Here is an 18,395-nt window from a genome sequence, read left to right as displayed (position 1 = left end):
CCGTCTTTTCGCGGCTTTGAATGTCAGGAGGAAAGTTGAGCCGAAATGCACCGGCTGCGCAAGCGGCCTTTTAGCTTACGGGGGGCATTTGTGCCGGATAATGGGGCAGATCAGGGTCCAGATGCGCCCAGGCGGGCGCCGCGTCGGTCCAGATGACGGCCTGAGGGGCCAGAAGATCGGGATCGTCAAGCGCTCCGGCGCGGACGAATGTCAGGTGCGGACGCGATTCGGCCAGGCTGAACAGCGGCGTGCCGCATTCGGGGCAGAAGCCGCGCCGCATCGCATTGCCGCTGTCCGCGACGCTGTGGTGCCAGCGCAGGTCGCCGGTGACGGTCAGCTTGTCGGAAGGGAAGCAGACATTCACCGTGCCCGATCCGCCGCCCAGATATTGGCAGAGCCGGCACCAGCACATGCGCGCCGCCAAGGGTTCCGCATCGATGCTGATCCGCACCTGTCCGCACAGGCATCCGGCTTGATGAGTCATGGTTCGCGGCCTTTCGTTGAGCGGGGGTGGAGTGGTCCCTATCGCCCCTGGCGCCGGGCCATGAAGGCGAGCCGTTCGAACATCATGATGTCCTGCTCATTCTTGAGCAGCGCGCCGTGCAACGGCGGGATCGCCTTGGTGGGATCGCGGTCCTGCAATATGTCGAGCGGCATGTCCTCCGCCAGGATCAGCTTCAGCCAGTCGAGCAGTTCGCTGGTGGACGGCTTCTTCTTGAGGCCGGGCACCTCCCGGATTTCGTAGAATATTTCGAGAGCGCGGTTGACCAATATCTTCTGGATGCCGGGGAAATGCACGTCGATGATGGCCTGCATCGTCTCCCGGTCGGGAAATTTGATATAGTGGAAAAAGCAGCGGCGCAGGAAGGCGTCGGGCAGTTCCTTCTCGTTATTGGAGGTGATGACGACCACGGGCCGTTCCTTCGCCGCCACGGTCTCCCCCGTCTCATAGACATGGAAGGCCATGCGATCGAGTTCCTGCAACAGGTCGTTGGGGAATTCTATGTCGGCCTTGTCGATCTCATCGATCAGCAGGACCGGCAGGGTGGGGGAGGTGAATGCCTCCCACAGCTTGCCCTTGCGGATGTAATTGCCGATGTCGTGAACGCGCGGATCGCCCAGCTGGCCGTCGCGCAGCCGGGCGACGGCGTCATATTCATAAAGTCCCTGATGCGCCTTGGTCGTCGACTTGACGTTCCATTCGATCAGCGGAGCGTCCAGCGCCTTGGCGATTTCCTGCGCCAGCACGGTCTTGCCGGTGCCCGGCTCCCCCTTCACCAGCAGCGGACGGCGAAGCAGCACCGCGGCGTTGACGGCGACCTTCAGATCATCGGTGGCGACATAATCCCGCGTGCCTTCAAACCGCATGTTCCTGCTTCTCATCCTGCCTGTGTGGGGCCAACTATGGCAAAGCAGGGGAGGAGCGCAAAGCCTTTATGCGCGGTTTGCGGCCTGGTCCTTGCCGGCGCGGATCTTCGCGCGGGCCTGAAGGACGTCCCACAGCCCGCGATGCTGGTTCAGCAACTGGCGCGTTCCGAACAGGATGGCGCGGTCGATGGCATCGTCGCCGCCGATTTCCCTGGCGACCTCCAGCGTCGCCGCGCGGTCCGGAAGGACGCAGACATGGGGTTCCAGCCCGACGCGAATCGCGGCGATGTCCAGCACATGCCGCACGGCACGCCAGTCGAGCACCAGCGCGATGGCCGCCCCCATGGCGCAGCCGCGCCGGTCCGACTGGGCCAGCATGTCGAGGGCGTGGCGCTGCTGGCTGACGACGGTTTCGCAATCGCTCTGCCCCGCCGTGCTGGGGGCGGGGCCGACCGCGACCGTCACCTGGGTCAGATAGGCCCGTTCCCGCGCGAAGGCGTCGGCCGCCTGGATCAGCCAGGCGCGCGCCGCATTGTCCGCCGACCGCGTGGCGGCATGGTCGATCACGCCGGGGTGGCGGCCATGCAGAAGGCAAAGATAATAGGCGGCATCGGCCAGATCGGGCAGCGACAGCGTGGCATTGGGGCCGAAGCTGGCCCGCGCGCCACTGGCATAGCCATGCCCGGCCGTGCCGTCGGCGGCGACCACGGCGTCCAGGATCTGCGATACATCGCCAAATTGATAGCGCGGTGCTGCTTCGCTCATCGTCTTCCCCTAAAGCCCCGCTGCTGGCGCGGCCTCGTGCAGGCGACCCTAGAGAGTCGAGGTAAAAGAGGAGTTTACGCCAGTAAAAAAGGGCGGCCCGAAGCCGCCCTTTCGGATCATTCCGCCGCGTTGCCGCCTCGGTCTGCCGAGGCGCCGCTATTGGTCGAGGAAGCTGCGCATCTTGCGGCTGCGGCTGGGGTGCTTGAGCTTGCGCAGCGCCTTCGCCTCGATCTGGCGGATTCGTTCGCGGGTCACGCTGAACTGCTGGCCGACCTCCTCCAGCGTATGGTCGGTGTTCATGCCGATGCCGAAGCGCATGCGCAGCACGCGCTCCTCGCGCGGGGTCAGCGAGGCAAGCACGCGGGTGACGGTTTCCTTGAGGTTCGCCTGGATCGCGGCGTCCACCGGGATGATCGCATTCTTGTCCTCGATGAAATCGCCCAGATGCGAATCCTCCTCGTCGCCGATCGGCGTTTCGAGGGAGATCGGCTCCTTGGCGATCTTCATCACCTTGCGCACCTTCTCCAGCGGCATGGACAGCCGCTCGGCCATCTCCTCCGGAGTCGGTTCGCGGCCCTGTTCGTGCAGGAACTGGCGGCTGGTGCGGACCAGCTTGTTGATCGTCTCGATCATGTGGACCGGGATGCGGATGGTCCGCGCCTGATCCGCGATGGAGCGAGTGATCGCCTGCCTGATCCACCAGGTCGCGTAGGTGCTGAACTTGTAGCCGCGCCGATATTCGAACTTGTCGACCGCCTTCATCAGGCCGATATTGCCTTCCTGAATAAGATCAAGGAATTGCAGGCCGCGGTTCGTATATTTTTTAGCGATGGAGATGACGAGGCGCAGGTTCGCCTCGACCATTTCCTTCTTCGCGATGCGCGCCTCGCGCTCGCCCTTCTGCACCATGTTGACGATGCGGCGGAATTCGGACAGCGACATGCCGGTCGCCTGCGCGATCTCGCTCACCTCAAGGCGGATGCGCTCGACCGCGCGCCCCTCGGCTGCGGCGAAGGCGGCCCATTTCTTGTCCAGACCGGACACCTTGTCGAGCCAGCCATCGTCCAGCTCATGATTGACATAGCGGTCGAGGAAATCCTTGCGGCTCACCTTGTGCCGTTCGGCCAGGCGCAGCATCTGCCCGCCCAGCGCGGTCAGGCGCCGGTTATAGGCGTAAAGCTGGTCGACCAGATATTCGATCTTCTGCTGGTGGAACTGGACGCTTTCGACCTCGGCGGTGAGCTGCTCGCGCAGTTCCTGATAGTCGTCCTCCGCCTTCTGGCTCAGCGTCTCTCCATTGGCCATGGCGGCCATGCGCGATTCCTGCGCCTTGGAGAAGGTGCGGAAAATCTCCGTGATGGTCGCGAATTTCTCCAGCGCCATCGGCTTCAGCGTCTCTTCCATCTGGGCGAGGGAGAGGGTGTTGTCCTCCTCTTCCTCCTCCTCCATCCGGCGGGCGCGCCGCTCCGTCAGGCCGTCCTCATCCTCGTCGGAATCGGCTGATTCCTCTTCCGGTTCCTCCTCTTCCTTGAAGCTGGGTCCGGCGGTCTTCTCGCTGATTTCGCCATCGTCGTCCTCGGCGCCTTCCTCCAGATTTTCCGGAGCGGGATCCTTGGACAGCATCGCGTCGAGATCCAGGATCTCGCGCAGCTGCATCTCGCCATTGTTGAGCGCGGTCGACCATTCGATGATCGCGTTGAAGGTGGTCGGGCTTTCGCACAGCCCCAGGATCATCGTGTCGCGGCCCGCCTCGATCCGCTTGGCGATGGCGATCTCGCCCTCGCGGCTGAGCAGTTCCACGGCCCCCATCTCGCGCAGGTACATGCGCACGGGGTCGTCGGTGCGGTCGACCGTTTCCTTCTTCTTCTCGGTAACGGGACGCGGCGAGCCGTCGTCGTCGGCGCTGTCGTCCGCGCTGTCGTCGTCGCCGTCGTCGCGCTGATCCTCGCCGTCCTCGCTGGCTTCCTCATTCTCGACGATGTTCACGCCCATTTCGTTGAGCGCGGACATGATGTCCTCGATCTGCTCGGAGGACATCTGGTCCTGCGGCAGCGCGTCGTTCAGCTCGTCATAGGTGATGTAGCCGCGCTTCTTCGCGCGGGCGATCAGCTTCTTGACCGACGCCTCGTTCAGATCCAGCAGCGGTGCATCGCCGGTATCCGTATCCTCGCCCGCACCCTTGCTGTTCGCCTTGCTCGCCATTTATTCGCCTTAATTCCGCCGCCCCCGTGAAAGGGACGATCCATATCATATAATATCTTCGGACTGCGCCAGTTCCGCCAGGCGGCGATCATGATCCAGCTTCAACTTGCGGACCCTTTGCTGTTCGGCAAAGCTGTCCTCATTGAGGTCGTCTCTCGCCCGCCGGGTGGCTTCAGCCAACGCCGCCTCAAGCTCCGGTCCCTGCGCCATCACCCGAATGGCCTCGTCCAGATCGCGCCGCACGCGATCCGAGTCGGCCTTGCTTCCATGGGGGGTGAATGTGAACGTGTCGGCCCGAAGCATTCCCTTCGCCATATTATACACTTCACCTTGCCCCAATATGGTAAGGAGGCCACCGGTTTCAACTGTTTCTTTGCTGAACGAGGCCGCGATCATCGCGTTCAGCAGTTCCGCCAGCACGGTGTCGGCGATGCGAAGCCCGATAAGCATCTCGCGATGCAGCGCAATCTGATCGGGATGCCGAAGCAGGCTGGCGAGGACGGCGCGCAAAAGCCGCTGCTCCATGCCGCTTGCGCCGATCGCCCTTGCCTCGCTTCCTGCGGGGGGCAGGGGGGGCTTCCAATTGCCGCGCCGGTCGCGCTGCCAGCCGGAGCGGGCGCTGCCCCCGCCGCGCTGATGACGGGGCTGGAAGGCCGCCCGCGCGAAGAACAGCGCGTCATAGCGTTCCCGAAAGGCGTGGACATAATGCGCCCGCACGTCGGGATGGGCGATGGCGTCGGTGATCGCGGACAGGCGCTGCTTGAGCGCGGCGCGCTGCTCCGGCGTATCCAGCGGCGCGGCAGCCTGTTCATATTTCCAAAGGCGCTCGACCAGCGGTTCGGCGGCGCCCAGCACCGCTTCTATCGCCGCAGGCCCCTCCGCGCGGATGAGGTCGTCCGGGTCCTGCCCGGCCGGCAGAGTCGCAAAGGCCAGGCTCATGCCTGGTCGGAGCAGGGGCAGGGCCCGGGTCGCTGCCCGGATCGCGGCCTTCTGCCCCGCCGGATCGCCGTCGAAACAGAGGATCGGCACATCGGCCATCTTCCACAGGCGCTCGATCTGATGTTCCGTAAGCGCCGTGCCCAGGGGCGCCACCGATTCTTCAAAGCCGGCCTGGGCGAGGGCGATCACGTCCATATAGCCCTCCACGACGATGATCCGGCCCGTCTGCCGGCTGGCGGGGGAGGCCCGGTCGATATTGTAGAGCGTCCGCCCCTTGTCGAAGAGCGGCGTGTCGGGGGAGTTCAGATATTTGGGTTCGCCCGCGCCCAATATGCGCCCGCCAAAAGCGATCACCCGGCCTCTGATGTCCCGGATCGGCAACATCAGCCGGCCCCGGAAGCGATCATAGCTGTCGCGCTTTCTGGCATTTCCGCCATCCGGTTCGGCGCCATCCGGGTCGATGAGCAATCCCGCCTCGATCAGCAGCGGTTCGCCAAATTCCTTGAGCGCTGTCTTGAGCCGCCCCCGCCCGTCAGGCGAGAAGCCGAAGCCGAAGGTCCTGGCCGTTCCCGCGGCGATGCCGCGCTGCTGGAGATAGGCTCTCGCCTCCGCGCCCTCAATTCCGCCAAGCTGCTCCTCGAAAAAGCCCTGCGCGGCGGCCATGACGTCATGCAGGCCCCTGGCCTGTTCCGCCCGTTTCGCCGCGCGTGGATCGGGGGCGGGAACGTCCATGCCCGCCGCCTGCGCCAGTTCCTTCACCGCTTCCATGAAGGGAAGGCCGCGATGATCGGTCATCCACCGGATTGCGTCGCCATGCGCGCCGCAGCCGAAGCAGTGATAGAAGCCCTTTTCGTCGTTTATCGTGAAGCTGGGCGTCTTCTCATTATGGAAGGGGCAGCAGGCCTTATATTCGCGGCCTGCCTTCTGCACCTTCACCGTCCGCCCGATCAGGGTGGAAAGAGAGGTGCGCGCGCGCAATTCGTCGAGGAAGGCCGGGGATAGGCTCATGCCCAGCTCAAATCCGCACGCCTGAACGCATCGGCCAGAACTCCGTTCGTTTCGAGCGAAGTCGAGAAACGCTCACGCGGCGGCCGGGCGAGCAGGGAAACCAAGGACCAATTGCCCGCGATCATTGCCTCCTTTTTGGCATGCGACCAGCCGCCGACGATCCGTTCCGCTTCCAAGGCTTCAATTCGGGAAGAAAAGGCTTCGCTCCAGACCAGCATGAGCGGCAAGCGCCCGCGTGAGAATTGGCTGCCCTGTCCCGCCCGATGCCGTCCAATCCTATGGTGGAGGTCATCGGTGCGACCCGTATGATAGCGCCCATCCGAGCATCGCAGCATATAGGTCCAGAACGCCATCATGCGATTATGCCGGAACGTCCATCAATGTCGAGGGCGCGCCGGATGCAGGAAGATTGCGAAGATGTTGCCTCAGGAAAGCGCCGCCTTCACCAGCCCGCTGGCCTTGCTCATGTCGATCACCGATCCGTGCCGTTCCTTCAGCACGGCCATGACCTTGCCCATGTCCTTGACGCTCGCCGCGCCCACTTCCGCCTTGATCGCCTCTATGGCGGCCTTCGTCTCGTCCTCGCTGAGCTGTTGCGGCAGGAAGCTGTCGATCACGTCCAGTTCGGCCTGTTCCTTCGCGGCCAGTTCGTCGCGGCCGCCGCTCCTGAACATGTCGATGGATTCGCGGCGCTGCTTCGCCATCTTCTGGAGCACCTCGACCACGACCGTGTCGTCATCCGGCACGCTGGATGCGGTGCGCAGTTCTATGTCGCGATCCTTCAGCTTCGCCAGGATCAGGCGCACGGCGGCCAGCCGATCCTTCTCTCCCGCCTTCATGGCGGCGATTTGGGCGCTTTTGATCTCGTCGCGAATCATGCGAATGAATCCTGTCTCTTCCGGAAAGGTCCAGATATAACGCCAAAAGAGATTTTTAACAGGAGTTGACCCCGCGGCCTCTCGCGCATAGGTGACCGGCCGTTTAACCCGCTTCAGACGGGTTCCCGCAAAAGCATAAAGGACGATATGACCATGGCTGACGCCAAAACCCTCATTGTGCCCAAAGGAGCGACAGGGGTGTTGGTTTTCGCCGATGGCTCCGCCGTCTTCGGGCGCGGCTTCGGCGCTGTCGGCGATGCGGTGGGCGAACTGTGCTTCAACACGGCCATGACCGGCTATCAGGAAGTGATGACCGACCCCAGCTATGCGGGGCAGATCGTCACCTTCACCTTCCCGCATATCGGCAATGTCGGCACGAATCTGGACGATGTGGAGGCGGAGCTGCCCCACGCGCTGGGCTGCGTCGTGCGGCAGGACGTGACGGAACCCAGCAACTTCCGCAATGTCGAGCCCTTCGACCAGTGGATGAAGGAAAATGGCCGCATTGGCCTTGCCGGCGTCGACACCCGCGCGCTGACCAGGCTGATCCGGGTCAAGGGCGCGCCCAATGTCGTGATCGCGCACGATCCGGAGGGGCGGTTCGACATCGAGGCGCTCGCCGCCAGGGCTGCGGCCTGGCCGGGCCTGGAGGGCATGGACCTTGCCATCGAAGTCTCCGCCAAGGAAAGCCGCCTCTGGAAGGATGGCGTGTGGAAGCTGGGCTTCGGCTACGGCCTGGATGAAGCCGGTGAGGAGCGGCCCCATGTCGTCGCGATCGATTATGGCGCGAAGAACAATATCTTCCGCAATCTGGTGAAAGCCGGCGCCCGCGTCACCGTGCTGCCCGCCACCGCCAGCTATGAGCAGGTGATGGAGCATAATCCCGACGGCGTGTTCCTTTCCAACGGCCCCGGCGACCCCGCCGCGACCGGCGAATATGCCGTGCCGGTGATCCGGAAGCTGCTGGACGCGGACAAGCCCGTCTTCGGCATCTGCCTTGGCCACCAGATGCTGGCGCTGGCGGCGGGCGCGAAGACCGTCAAGATGCATCAGGGCCATCGCGGCGCCAACCATCCGGTCAAGCGTCTGTCCGACGGTCTGGTCGAGATCACCTCGATGAACCACGGCTTCGCGGTCGACGCCGACACGCTGCCCGCCAATGTGAAGCCGACCCATGTGTCGCTCTTCGACGGCAGCAATTGCGGCATCGAACTGACGGATAGGAAGGCTTTCTCGGTCCAGTATCACCCCGAAGCCTCGCCCGGCCCGCAGGATAGCTTCTATCTGTTCCAGCGGTTCGTTGAGGAGCTTAAGTGAGCCTCAACCTGCCCCCGGTTGACGAAGCCCGCCTCGCAGCAGAGTGGGAGGCGGACAAAGCCGTCCTCGCCAATCTCGCGCGGAATGGCGACGTGGCGCGCATCGCGCGGCCTGTGGACGTCAGCTTCAAGGGCGGCGAGAAGGATTTCGAACGCGTCCTGACCATTGCGAGCCAATTCGGCTTTGTGGAACTGGACCGCGAAGAGGATGAGGATGGCGACCTCTTCCTCTTCCTCGAATGCGAGCAGCCTGTCGATGAACAGTCGATCCGCGCCCTGACGAAGAAATGCCTTCAGATCGAAATCCTCTGCGGCGTCGAATATGACGGCTGGGGTTGCGAGGCCCGGACGGGGGGCGTGCATTGAGCAGCCGCTTCGAGTATATTGCAGCAGCTATTCTGGATAGCGCGAGCGGTTTGTCGAATGGCTTGTCCTGTCCAAGGGATGACGTTCACGCTTTCTTGCTTGAGAATTGGAAAATTCAAGCTGAAGCTGAAGAAATTTCCAACGCGATACGTCTTCTAAACATGTGTGGCATATCGTACATCGAAGATGATGAATTTGCTGGATCATTCATTACTATAAGTAAGAGGCGATTTGATAGATTTATTGATCGCGTTGAGGATGATCGGCGTCGATATGATGATATCGTGACTTCCGCCCCAGATGAAAATATGGGGATTAATCGTGCGGAAGCGGAAACATATCGCTATCTAGAACTATATAATAAATATGCAGTTTTGAGAAAGTATCATGCTTTTGGATCGGAATGGCTACGTCAGGCGATATTAAATTTGCCAACGATTCCGAATGAAAGTGATCCGAGCGGCCTCGTAATTAAAATTCCGTCAGACAGCAAAGAAATAGCGGAAATTCGTGAGTACGCGTCGGAACTAAAGCGGCGTATCCGGACAGGTAACGATCTTGGTGATATTACGGCTGAACAGGCGTCTGCTCTCTCAGTCGAAATTGAGCAGTTGGAACATGCGCTGTCAGGCGACTACGTCCGATCTTCCGAACTAGCCTCTAGAAGTAAGAAGACGCTTGAATGGGTGTCTGAAAAAGCTGCGGGTACATTTGTTGGCGAAGCCGCGAAATTACTTCTTAAACTAATTCTAAGTTTCTTGGGAATCCAATCATAATGCCCAAACGCACCGACATCTCCTCCATCCTCATCATCGGCGCTGGCCCGATCATCATCGGCCAGGCTTGCGAGTTTGACTATTCGGGCACGCAGGCGGTGAAGGCGCTCAAGGAAGAGGGCTATCGCATCATCCTGGTGAATTCCAACCCGGCCACCATCATGACCGATCCGGAATTCGCCGACGCGACCTATGTCGAGCCGATCACGCCCGAAATCGTGGCGAAGATCATCGAGAAGGAACGCCCCGACGCGGTGTTGCCGACCATGGGCGGGCAGACGGCGCTCAACACGGCGCTCGCTCTCTTCAACGACGGCACGCTGGAGAAGTTCGGCGTCAAGATGATCGGCGCGGATGCGGCCGCCATCGACAAGGCGGAGGACCGCCTGAAATTCCGCGACGCGATGGACAAGATCGGGCTGGAATCCGCCCGCTCGCGCATCGCACATACTATGGAAGAGGCGCTGGAAGCTCTTGAATTCACGGGGCTTCCTTCGATCATCCGCCCAAGCTTCACGCTCGGCGGCACTGGCGGCGGCGTTGCCTATAACAAGGACGAGTTCAAGCAGATCGTGGCCGCCGGCCTCGACGCGTCGCCCACCACCGAGGTGCTGATCGAGGAATCGCTGCTCGGCTGGAAGGAATATGAGATGGAGGTCGTCCGGGACCGGAACGACAATGCCATCATCATCTGCTCGATCGAGAATGTCGATCCGATGGGCGTCCATACCGGCGACTCCATCACCGTGGCTCCCGCGCTGACGCTGACCGACAAGGAATATCAGATCATGCGCAACGCGAGCATCGCGGTGCTGCGTGAAATCGGCGTGGAAACAGGCGGTTCGAACGTACAGTTCGCAGTCAATCCGAAGGATGGCCGTCTGATCGTCATCGAAATGAACCCGCGGGTTTCCCGCTCGTCCGCGCTGGCTTCGAAGGCGACGGGCTTCCCCATCGCGAAGGTCGCGGCGAAGCTCGCCGTCGGCTACACGCTGGATGAGATCGAGAACGACATCACCGGCGCCACCCCGGCGTCGTTCGAGCCGACCATCGACTATGTCGTGACCAAGATCCCGCGCTTCGCCTTCGAGAAGTTCAAGGGGTCCGAACCGCTGCTCGGCACCGCGATGAAGTCGGTGGGCGAGGTGATGGCGATCGGCCGCAACATCCATGAATCGATGCAGAAGGCGCTGCGGGGCCTGGAAACCGGGCTTTGCGGCTTCAATGAGGTCGACCATCTCGTCGGCGCGCCCAAGGACGACATCATCGCCGCGCTCGCCCAGCCGACGCCCGACCGCCTGCTGGTCGCCGCGCAGGCCCTGCGCGAGGGCCTCACCGTCGCTGAAATCCACAATATCGCGAAGTTCGACCCCTGGTTCCTGGAGCGGATCAAGGAGATCATCGACGCCGAAGCGGAAATTCTGAACAACGGCCTGCCGCAGGATGCGGACGGCATGCGCCGGCTGAAGTCGATGGGCTTTTCCGACAAGCGCCTTGCCTATCTTGCGCTCAAATCGGCCAATCTGCGCGGCATGGAACGGGGCATCGCGCGGGGTTCCGGCCTGATCCACGAAGCGGTCAAGGCCATGACCGGCGGCGTCACCGAGGATGAGGTCCGCGCGCTGCGCCACAGGCTGGGCGTGCGCCCCGTGTTCAAGCGCATCGACACCTGCGCCGCCGAGTTCGAGGCGAAGACGCCCTATATGTACTCGACCTACGAAGCGCCGATCTTCGGCGATGCGGAGAATGAGGCGCAGCCCAGCGACAGGAAGAAGGTCGTGATCCTGGGCGGCGGTCCCAACCGCATCGGGCAGGGCATCGAGTTCGACTATTGCTGCGTCCATGCCTGCTTCGCGCTGGCGGAGGCGGGTTATGAGACGATCATGGTCAACTGCAACCCGGAAACGGTGTCGACCGACTATGACACGTCGGACCGTCTCTATTTCGAGCCGCTGACGGCGGAGGACGTGCTGGAAATCCTGAGCGTCGAGATGTCGAACGGAACGCTGGCCGGCGTGATCGTCCAGTTCGGCGGGCAGACGCCGCTCAAGCTGGCGCAGGCGCTGGAAAATGCGGGCGTGCCGATCCTGGGCACGTCGCCCGACGCCATCGACCTGGCGGAGGACCGCGAGCGGTTCGCCGCGCTGATCGACAGGCTGAAACTGAAGCAGCCCGCCAACGGCATCGCGCGCAGCCGCGAGGAGGCGATCGCCGTCGCCAACCGCATCGGCTATCCGGTGCTGATGCGCCCCTCCTATGTCCTTGGCGGCCGCGCCATGGAGATCGTCGATGGTCAGGCGCAGCTGGAGGAATATATCGCCACCGCCGTTCAGGTATCGGGCGACTCCCCGGTGCTGATCGACCAGTATCTGCGCGACGCGGTCGAGGTGGATGTGGACGCGCTCTGCGACGGCGACGATGTGGTGGTCGCCGGCGTGCTCCAGCATATCGAGGAGGCGGGCGTCCATTCCGGCGACTCCGCCTGCTCGCTGCCGCCCTACAGCCTGTCGGACGACATCATCGCGGAGATCGAGCGTCAGGCCGATGTCCTCGCCCGCGCGCTGTCGGTCCGCGGCCTGATGAACATCCAGTTCGCGGTCAAGGACGGCGTCGTCTATCTGATCGAGGTCAATCCCCGCGCCAGCCGGACGGTGCCCTTCGTCGCCAAGGCCATCGGCACGCCGATCGCCAAGATCGCCAGCCGCGTCATGGCGGGCGAGAAGCTCAAGGACCTGCCGAAGATCGACCGGAACGCCATCGACCATATCGCGGTCAAGGAAGCCGTCTTCCCCTTCGCCCGCTTCCCCGGCGTCGATCCGGTGCTCTCGCCGGAAATGAAGAGCACTGGCGAAGTCATGGGCATCGACAGCGATTTCGCCACGGCCTTCGCCAAGGCGCAGCTGGGCGCGGGGACCATCCTGCCCAAGGGCGGCACGGTGTTTGTGTCGGTCAAGGACAGCGACAAGCCGGTGATCCTGCCCGCCGTGCAGAAGATGGCGGCGCTGGGCTTCGCCATCATCGCCACGGGCGGCACGGCCCGCTATCTGGAGGAGCAGGGCATCGCCGTCCAGCCGGTCAACAAGGTGGCCGAAGGGCGTCCGCATATCGTCGACAGGATCACCGACGGGGACGTCGACCTGATCTTCAACACGACGGAGGGCTGGCAGTCGCTCAAGGACAGCAAGGCGATCCGCACCAGCGCGCTGCGCGCCAAGGTCGCCAGCTTCACCACGGCGGCGGCCAGCGTCGCGGCGGCGAATGCGATCGAGGCTCTTCGGGGGCATGCCCTTGAAGTGCGTTCGCTCCAGTCCTATTATCCTGTGTCGCAAGCCTGATCCCCTGCACAAGGAAGCACGCTGCGGGTGGCCCCAAGGTCGGGGCCGCCAAAGGGAAGTTTTGACGAAGGATTTGCAAGAATGGCGACCGTCGAGAAGATGCCGATGCTGCAGATGGGCTATGACAAGCTCAACGAGCAGCTCCGCGAGTTGAAGGCCGAGCGGCCATTGATCGTGGACGCCATCGAAGAAGCCCGCGCGCACGGCGATCTGTCGGAAAATGCCGAATATCACGCCGCCAAGGAGCGTCAGGGCCAGGTTGAAGCCACCATTGCCGATCTGGAAGACAAGCTGTCGCGTGCCCAGATCATCGATCCCAGGACGCTTTCGGGCGACAAGGTCGTGTTCGGCGCGACCGTCACCCTGCTCGATGAGGACGACAAGCCGGTCAAGTACCAGATCGTGGGCCAGGCCGAAGCTGACGCCAAGCTTGGCATGATCAGCTATAACAGCCCCCTGGGCCGTGCGCTGATCGGGCGCCAGATCGGCGAGGAGGTCGAGGTGTCGGTGCCATCGGGCGACAAATTCTACCTGGTCGACAAGATCGATTTCATCTGATCCATCCGTGAAACTGCCTGCCGGTCGCATGACGAACGGGATTGCGGCGATCACCTTCGTCGCCTTCCTGCTGCTTTACCTGACGGGGCAGGTCGATAATGCCGCGATCATGGCCGGCTTCATCCCCGCACGGGTGGAGGATGGCGCCCTGCTGGCCGGCATGGCGGCCGTTCCGGTGTGGCTGACGCCGATCAGTTGCACGCTGGTCCATGCCAACTGGCTGCATGTCGGCTTCAACCTGTTCATGTTCGTCTTCTGCGGGCGACAGGTGGAGCATGTGCTGGACAAGGGCGCGACGCTGCTGCTCTACATTGCCGGAGCCTATGGCGCGACGGCGCTGCAATGGGCGATCGATCCGCATTCCACCAATCCCATGGTCGGCGCCAGCGGGGCCATATCGGCGGTCATCGCGACCTATGCGCTGCTCTACAGCCAGCAGAAGGTCCGGCGGGTTGGACCGGTGTCGGCCAATCTGGTTCGTCTGCTCTGGCTGGCGGCAAGCTGGATCGTGCTTCAGCTCATGATCGGTTTCGCCACGGCGCAGGGACTGGGCGACCTGGGGCAGATTGCTGTTGCCGCACATATCGGCGGCTTTCTGGTGGGGCTGGTGCTGACGCGCCCTTTGCTGCGCTGGCGTTTCCGCAAGCGTCCCCAGCCCCTTTCCTGACGCCCGGCTTTCCTGCTCTTCAGCCGCTGGGCAGATCGGGTTCCAGCAGCCGGTGCAGGTGCACGATCACATAGCGCATCTCCGCATCGTCGACCGTCCGCTGAGCAGCGCCGCGCCAGGCATTTTCTGCACTGCTGTAATCGGGATAGACGCCGACCAGCTCGATCGAACTCAGATCTTCGAATTCCAGCGTTTGAGGATTTTTGACGCGACCGCCCATTACAAGGTGCAGCTTGCTCATGGTATCTTATGTTCTCCTGCTCGGTGAACCCATAGCGTAGCAGGCCGCCCGCACCCGTCCAAGGGGGCAGGCGGCCGGATCAGCATGCTTTTGGCGGCGGCGCGATTACGTTTTTGGCAATCGGGCCTTCACCGCTTCGCTCAGCGCGTCGACCTTCGCGGCGACCAGCGAAGCCACATCGTCGGCAAGGCGGGACGCCTTTGCACCGAGGTCGGCGGACGCCACGCTGTCGCGTGCCGATGCCGCCGCTTCCCTCGTCCCCTCGGCCGCATTGTGCAGCGCCTCGCCGGCGTTCGACCGCAGGCTTTCGGCATTTTCCGCCGCCACGGCCCTGGCGGCGAGCGCCGCTTCCAGCACCTTGGCGCCCGCACTGCTGGCAAGGCCGGGCAGGGCCTTCATGGCCGCGCGGCTCTTGGGGAACATCCATGCGATGACGGCTCCGGCCGCCACGGCGCCCGCGACGGCGGCGATGGGGTGTTCCTGAACGATTTCATTGGCGCGGGCCGCGATCCGTTGCGACCGGTCGCGCGCGTCCGCATAGGCATCGCCCGCCTTTTCACGGCTCGTCTGGATCAGGTCGCCGGCACTTTCCCTCGCGCGATCCGCCGTATCGCGGAACTTGCCGGACGCGGTCCCGGCAATGTCGTTCGCCGCTTCGCGGGCGCGGGTGAGTTGCGTGCGGATGTCAGCCATCGTCAGTCTCCGAAATCTCTTCTGTGCGGTTGCTTATCCGAACGTATATCTGCCGGAAAAGTGCCCCGAGCGGACGGCGCAGCAAATAGAGCGCGAGCGCGCCCGTCGCCGCGGCCGTGGCGGCCGGCCGTTGCTGGACCTTGGCAGCCGCATAGGCGGCGCCGTCCATCAGCGTTTCCGTTGCCTTGTCCTTCGCGTCCTGCTTGAGCCGGGCGGGGGTGAGGCGCGCCCTGGCGGCAAGGGCGCTGGAGATGAGCGCGGCCTTGCGCGCATCCGCCCGCGCCACCGCATCGCGATAGGCTTCTTCGCGCTTCATGGCTTCACCGCCTTCTTCATCCGGTCGATGCGGCCCTTCGCGACCAGCAGCAGCAGCAGCGCGATGACCAGCGCGCCGCCGAATACCGCGCCCGTCGCCCAGCCGGGCCCGACAAGCGGCGACAACGCCAAGATGATGCCCACCAGCCCGGCGACGATCGCCGCGAAGGCAAGCATGATGCCCGCCGTCGCGAAGATCAGCGCATCGCGGACCCCCGCGCCGACGATGCCGGCGCGCAGCTTCTGCCGTTCGACTTCCGCTTCCGCATAGGCCCGCCCGTCGCTGTACAGGCGTGTGAAGACGTCCCGCACGGACTCTTCCTGTGCCTCGGTCTGCAGGGGCTCTTGAGTCAAAATATCCTCCGCCCCGGCGCCGGGGCCCTGTCGTCCGTCAATGGGCAAGGACGCGATCAGGCGTCTTCGTCCGACCCCTTGGCAAGACGCATCAGCACGAAGCCGACCACCGCTGCAGCGCCGATGGCCACGGCCGGGCTCTTGCGCACGAAATCCCGCGCTTCGGTCATCAACTGGTCGACATCCTTGCTGTCCAGCGTCTTCGCGGCGCCGGCCACCGATTCGGCCGCCTGGCGCGCATAGTCGCCATATTGCGGGCCAAGCTTCGCATCGACGGTGCCCGCCGTGTCGGAAATCAGCTTCGCCAGGCTCTGCATGGCCGATCCGGTCTTGTCCTTGGCGACGCCCGCGGCGGATTTTGCGGTCTTGGACGCCTGGTCCTTGAGCGGGTCGATATGCGCTTTCCAATCGACGGCGTTCAGCTTGTCGGCGGCGGCCTTCGCAGCCTTTTCCGCTTGCGCCTTGATCGGCGCGATCTGCGCGGTCCAGCCATGGGCGGCGGCCCCGTTGCCCGGCGTCTTGGGCGCGGCGGCCTTGCGCGTGGTGGCGGTCTTGACGGGCGCGGCCTTCACCAGCGTGCCGGACAGGGCGGCCTTGGCCGGCTTGGCCTTGGGCGCCTTGGCGGGGCTGGCCTTTCTGGCGCGCTTGGCGGGCGGGGTTTCCGGGGTGTCGGCCATCGTCCTAAGTCTCCCTTTGAAATACGGTGGAATCGCTGTGCGGGCGGGCGGCTCTGCCTCTAATGCTTCGCCACCGCCCACAGTTCCGTTGCCGTTACTATTTTGAGCATCGGCATTTTTCGAGTCCTTGCAAGCCCCTGCATTGCCAAGCGGGGAGGCGGTGGCTAAGCGGGGCGCGAAAAGCGACCAGAGCCAGTCCCCAGAGCCACTCCAAGGAGCGACCATGACAGCCATTCTCGATATTCATGCCCGCCAGATTCTGGACAGCCGCGGCAATCCGACCGTCGAAGTCGACGTGATGCTGGAGGATGGCAGCTTCGGCCGCGCCGCCGTGCCTTCGGGCGCTTCGACCGGCGCCTATGAAGCGGTGGAAAAGCGGGATGGGGACGCCGCCAAATATCTGGGCAAGGGCGTGCTCGCCGCCGTCGCCGCCGTCAATGACCAGATTGCCGAGCAGATCATCGGCCTGGATGCCGAGGATCAGGCAGAGGTCGATGCTGCGATGATCGCGCTCGACGGGACGGAGAACAAGTCGAACCTGGGCGCCAACGCGATCCTGGGCGTCAGCCTGGCGGTGGCGAAGGCGGCCGCCGATGCGCGCGGCCTGCCGCTCTACCGCTATGTCGGCGGCGTCAATGCGCATGTGCTGCCGGTGCCGATGATGAACATCATCAACGGCGGCGAACATGCCGACAATCCGATCGACTTCCAGGAATTCATGATCATGCCGGTCGGCGCGGAGAGCATTGCCGACGCCGTGCGGATCGGTTCGGAAATCTTCCATACGCTGAAGAAGGGCCTGCACGACAAGGGACTGGCCACCTCCGTTGGCGATGAAGGCGGTTTCGCGCCCAACATCGCCTCTACCCGCGATGCGCTCGACTTCATCATGCTGTCGGTGGAGAAGGCGGGCTACAAGCCGGGCGATGACGTCGTGCTGGCGCTGGACTGTGCGGCGACCGAATTCTTCAGGAACGGCAAGTACGAGATTTCGGGCGAAGGCCTGTCGCTCAGCCCGGTCGAAATGGCCGATTATCTCGCGGCCCTTTGCGCCGACTATCCGATCAAGTCGATCGAGGACGGTATGAGCGAGGATGATTTCGAGGGCTGGAAGGCGCTGACCGACAAGATCGGGGGCAAGGTCCAGCTGGTGGGCGACGACCTTTTCGTGACCAATCCCAGGCGTCTGGAAATGGGCATCGGCAAGGGCCTCGCCAATTCGCTGTTGGTCAAGGTGAACCAGATCGGTTCGCTCACCGAAACGCTGGCGGCCGTCGACATGGCCCATCGGGCGCGCTACACCGCCGTCATGTCGCACCGTTCCGGCGAGACCGAGGACGCGACGATCGCCGATCTGGCCGTCGCCACCAATTGCGGCCAGATCAAGACCGGTTCGCTCGCCCGTTCGGACCGGCTCGCCAAGTATAACCAGCTCATCCGGATCGAAGAAGAACTGGGCGACGTCGCGCTTTACGCCGGGCGTTCGATTTTCCGCTAAATCAAATTTTCGACATCCGGTCGCAAGCGCAGTAAATTTTGCTTGCGGCCGGCCCGTCCCTGTGATTCAACTGGTCCATGGCGCATATCGCGAAACTCCGCATGTTGCTTTTTTCGGCCTTCGGTCCGGCGATTGCGGTGCTTCTTCTTCTCTTCTTCGCAGGCTATGTGGTGCTGGGTTCCAACGGGGTTCTGGCATGGGGCGATTACAAGCGGCAGCTCCATCATGCCCAGTCTGAACTGAAGCAGGTTCAGGCCAGCCGGCAAGAGTTGAAGAACCGGGTGGACCTGCTCGATCCCCGGCGCGTCGATCCCGATCTTTCCGATGAACTGATCCGGCGGGAGCTGGGCGTCGTCCATCATGATGAAGTGATCGTCCCGCTGAACTGACCTTTCCCGACGGCTGGTCAATCGCTTTTGCCGCGTTCCTGTGCCCCATG

The 18,395-nt window shown here is 63.3% G+C and carries 20 protein-coding genes; 8 read left to right on the top strand and 12 right to left on the bottom strand.

The window, feature by feature from the left end; all coding sequences use genetic code 11:
* Nucleotides 1-70: 70 nt before the first annotated feature.
* From A8G00_RS19170 to A8G00_RS19140, 7 genes are all read right to left on the bottom strand, one after another.
* The gene (locus tag A8G00_RS19170; protein ID WP_025549045.1) at nt 71-484 is read right to left on the bottom strand and encodes a GFA family protein; all 414 of its coding nucleotides are present in this window, start codon (nt 482-484) and stop codon (nt 71-73) included.
* 38 nt (nt 485-522) lie between these two features.
* Nucleotides 523-1,368 (bottom strand): MoxR family ATPase, encoded by an 846-nt coding sequence (locus tag A8G00_RS19165; protein WP_044662013.1) that lies wholly within the window; start codon nt 1,366-1,368, stop codon nt 523-525.
* A 66-nt stretch (nt 1,369-1,434) separates the two neighbouring features.
* On the bottom strand, nt 1,435-2,133 hold the full coding sequence (locus A8G00_RS19160; RefSeq protein ID WP_103001417.1) for a hypothetical protein: 699 nt from the start codon (nt 2,131-2,133) through the stop codon (nt 1,435-1,437).
* Nucleotides 2,134-2,289: 156 nt separating this feature from the next.
* Nucleotides 2,290-4,335: an RNA polymerase sigma factor RpoD gene (gene rpoD, locus A8G00_RS19155; protein WP_025549049.1), complete on the bottom strand. Its 2,046-nt coding sequence runs from the start codon at nt 4,333-4,335 to the stop codon at nt 2,290-2,292.
* Between the two features lie 45 nt (nt 4,336-4,380).
* Nucleotides 4,381-6,282 carry a DNA primase gene (dnaG, locus tag A8G00_RS19150; protein ID WP_103001416.1) on the bottom strand — a complete coding sequence of 634 codons (1,902 nt, stop codon included), beginning with the start codon at nt 6,280-6,282 and terminating at the stop codon, nt 4,381-4,383.
* Nucleotides 6,279-6,617, bottom strand: a complete 339-nt coding sequence (locus tag A8G00_RS19145) for a GIY-YIG nuclease family protein (RefSeq protein WP_226870255.1) — start codon at nt 6,615-6,617, stop codon at nt 6,279-6,281. The genes dnaG and A8G00_RS19145 overlap by 4 nt, the downstream gene beginning before the upstream one ends.
* A gap of 90 nt (nt 6,618-6,707) precedes the next feature.
* Nucleotides 6,708-7,160, bottom strand: coding sequence for a GatB/YqeY domain-containing protein (locus A8G00_RS19140; protein ID WP_025549052.1), 453 nt, complete (start codon nt 7,158-7,160; stop codon nt 6,708-6,710).
* Between the two features lie 153 nt (nt 7,161-7,313).
* On the opposite strand from A8G00_RS19140, the gene carA reads away from it, so the two are divergent.
* The 6 genes from carA to A8G00_RS19115 all read left to right on the top strand — a co-directional run bounded on the left by carA (nt 7,314) and on the right by A8G00_RS19115 (nt 14,178).
* Complete coding sequence (gene carA / locus A8G00_RS19135; protein ID WP_103001436.1) at nt 7,314-8,477, top strand: glutamine-hydrolyzing carbamoyl-phosphate synthase small subunit; 1,164 nt, start codon at nt 7,314-7,316, stop codon at nt 8,475-8,477.
* Nucleotides 8,474-8,842: a ribonuclease E inhibitor RraB gene (locus tag A8G00_RS19130; protein ID WP_044662018.1), complete on the top strand. Its 369-nt coding sequence runs from the start codon at nt 8,474-8,476 to the stop codon at nt 8,840-8,842. The genes carA and A8G00_RS19130 overlap by 4 nt, the downstream gene beginning before the upstream one ends.
* The gene (locus tag A8G00_RS24875; RefSeq protein WP_146032620.1) at nt 8,839-9,618 is read left to right on the top strand and encodes a hypothetical protein; all 780 of its coding nucleotides are present in this window, start codon (nt 8,839-8,841) and stop codon (nt 9,616-9,618) included. The genes A8G00_RS19130 and A8G00_RS24875 overlap by 4 nt, the downstream gene beginning before the upstream one ends.
* Complete coding sequence (carB, locus tag A8G00_RS19125; protein WP_044662019.1) at nt 9,618-12,953, top strand: carbamoyl-phosphate synthase large subunit; 3,336 nt, start codon at nt 9,618-9,620, stop codon at nt 12,951-12,953. The genes A8G00_RS24875 and carB overlap by 1 nt, the downstream gene beginning before the upstream one ends.
* Nucleotides 12,954-13,034: 81 nt before the next feature.
* A complete protein-coding gene (gene greA, locus A8G00_RS19120) occupies nt 13,035-13,511 on the top strand; it encodes a transcription elongation factor GreA (protein ID WP_025549056.1) in 477 nt (158 codons plus the stop codon).
* Between the two features lie 28 nt (nt 13,512-13,539).
* Nucleotides 13,540-14,178, top strand: coding sequence for a rhomboid family intramembrane serine protease (locus tag A8G00_RS19115; protein WP_037482410.1), 639 nt, complete (start codon nt 13,540-13,542; stop codon nt 14,176-14,178).
* A 19-nt stretch (nt 14,179-14,197) separates the two neighbouring features.
* Here the strand turns inward: A8G00_RS19115 and A8G00_RS19110 are convergent, their stop codons facing one another.
* From A8G00_RS19110 to A8G00_RS19090, 5 genes are all read right to left on the bottom strand, one after another.
* Nucleotides 14,198-14,419, bottom strand: coding sequence for a DUF4170 domain-containing protein (locus A8G00_RS19110; RefSeq protein ID WP_025549059.1), 222 nt, complete (start codon nt 14,417-14,419; stop codon nt 14,198-14,200).
* A 105-nt stretch (nt 14,420-14,524) separates the two neighbouring features.
* Nucleotides 14,525-15,112 carry a DUF883 family protein gene (locus A8G00_RS19105; protein WP_103001415.1) on the bottom strand — a complete coding sequence of 196 codons (588 nt, stop codon included), beginning with the start codon at nt 15,110-15,112 and terminating at the stop codon, nt 14,525-14,527.
* A complete protein-coding gene (locus A8G00_RS19100) occupies nt 15,105-15,428 on the bottom strand; it encodes a hypothetical protein (protein ID WP_025549060.1) in 324 nt (107 codons plus the stop codon). Before A8G00_RS19100 ends, A8G00_RS19105 begins: the two co-directional genes overlap by 8 nt.
* The gene (locus A8G00_RS19095) at nt 15,425-15,739 is read right to left on the bottom strand and encodes a phage holin family protein (protein ID WP_099185812.1); all 315 of its coding nucleotides are present in this window, start codon (nt 15,737-15,739) and stop codon (nt 15,425-15,427) included. The genes A8G00_RS19100 and A8G00_RS19095 overlap by 4 nt, the downstream gene beginning before the upstream one ends.
* A gap of 98 nt (nt 15,740-15,837) precedes the next feature.
* A complete protein-coding gene (locus A8G00_RS19090) occupies nt 15,838-16,458 on the bottom strand; it encodes a hypothetical protein (protein WP_044662022.1) in 621 nt (206 codons plus the stop codon).
* 223 nt (nt 16,459-16,681) lie between these two features.
* Between A8G00_RS19090 and eno the strand changes: the two genes are divergently transcribed.
* Together eno and A8G00_RS19080 are read left to right on the top strand one after the other, a co-directional pair.
* Nucleotides 16,682-17,956 carry a phosphopyruvate hydratase gene (eno, locus tag A8G00_RS19085; RefSeq protein WP_025549065.1) on the top strand — a complete coding sequence of 425 codons (1,275 nt, stop codon included), beginning with the start codon at nt 16,682-16,684 and terminating at the stop codon, nt 17,954-17,956.
* A gap of 77 nt (nt 17,957-18,033) precedes the next feature.
* Complete coding sequence (locus tag A8G00_RS19080; RefSeq protein ID WP_025549066.1) at nt 18,034-18,345, top strand: septum formation initiator family protein; 312 nt, start codon at nt 18,034-18,036, stop codon at nt 18,343-18,345.
* Nucleotides 18,346-18,395 lie beyond the last annotated feature (50 nt).

The sequence above is a fragment of the Sphingobium sp. SA916 genome (genome assembly GCF_002894065.1).
GTDB classification, from domain to species: domain Bacteria; phylum Pseudomonadota; class Alphaproteobacteria; order Sphingomonadales; family Sphingomonadaceae; genus Sphingobium; species Sphingobium fuliginis.
Note: the sequence above shows the minus strand (reverse complement) of the source record. Positions and strands in the feature narration are given on the sequence as shown.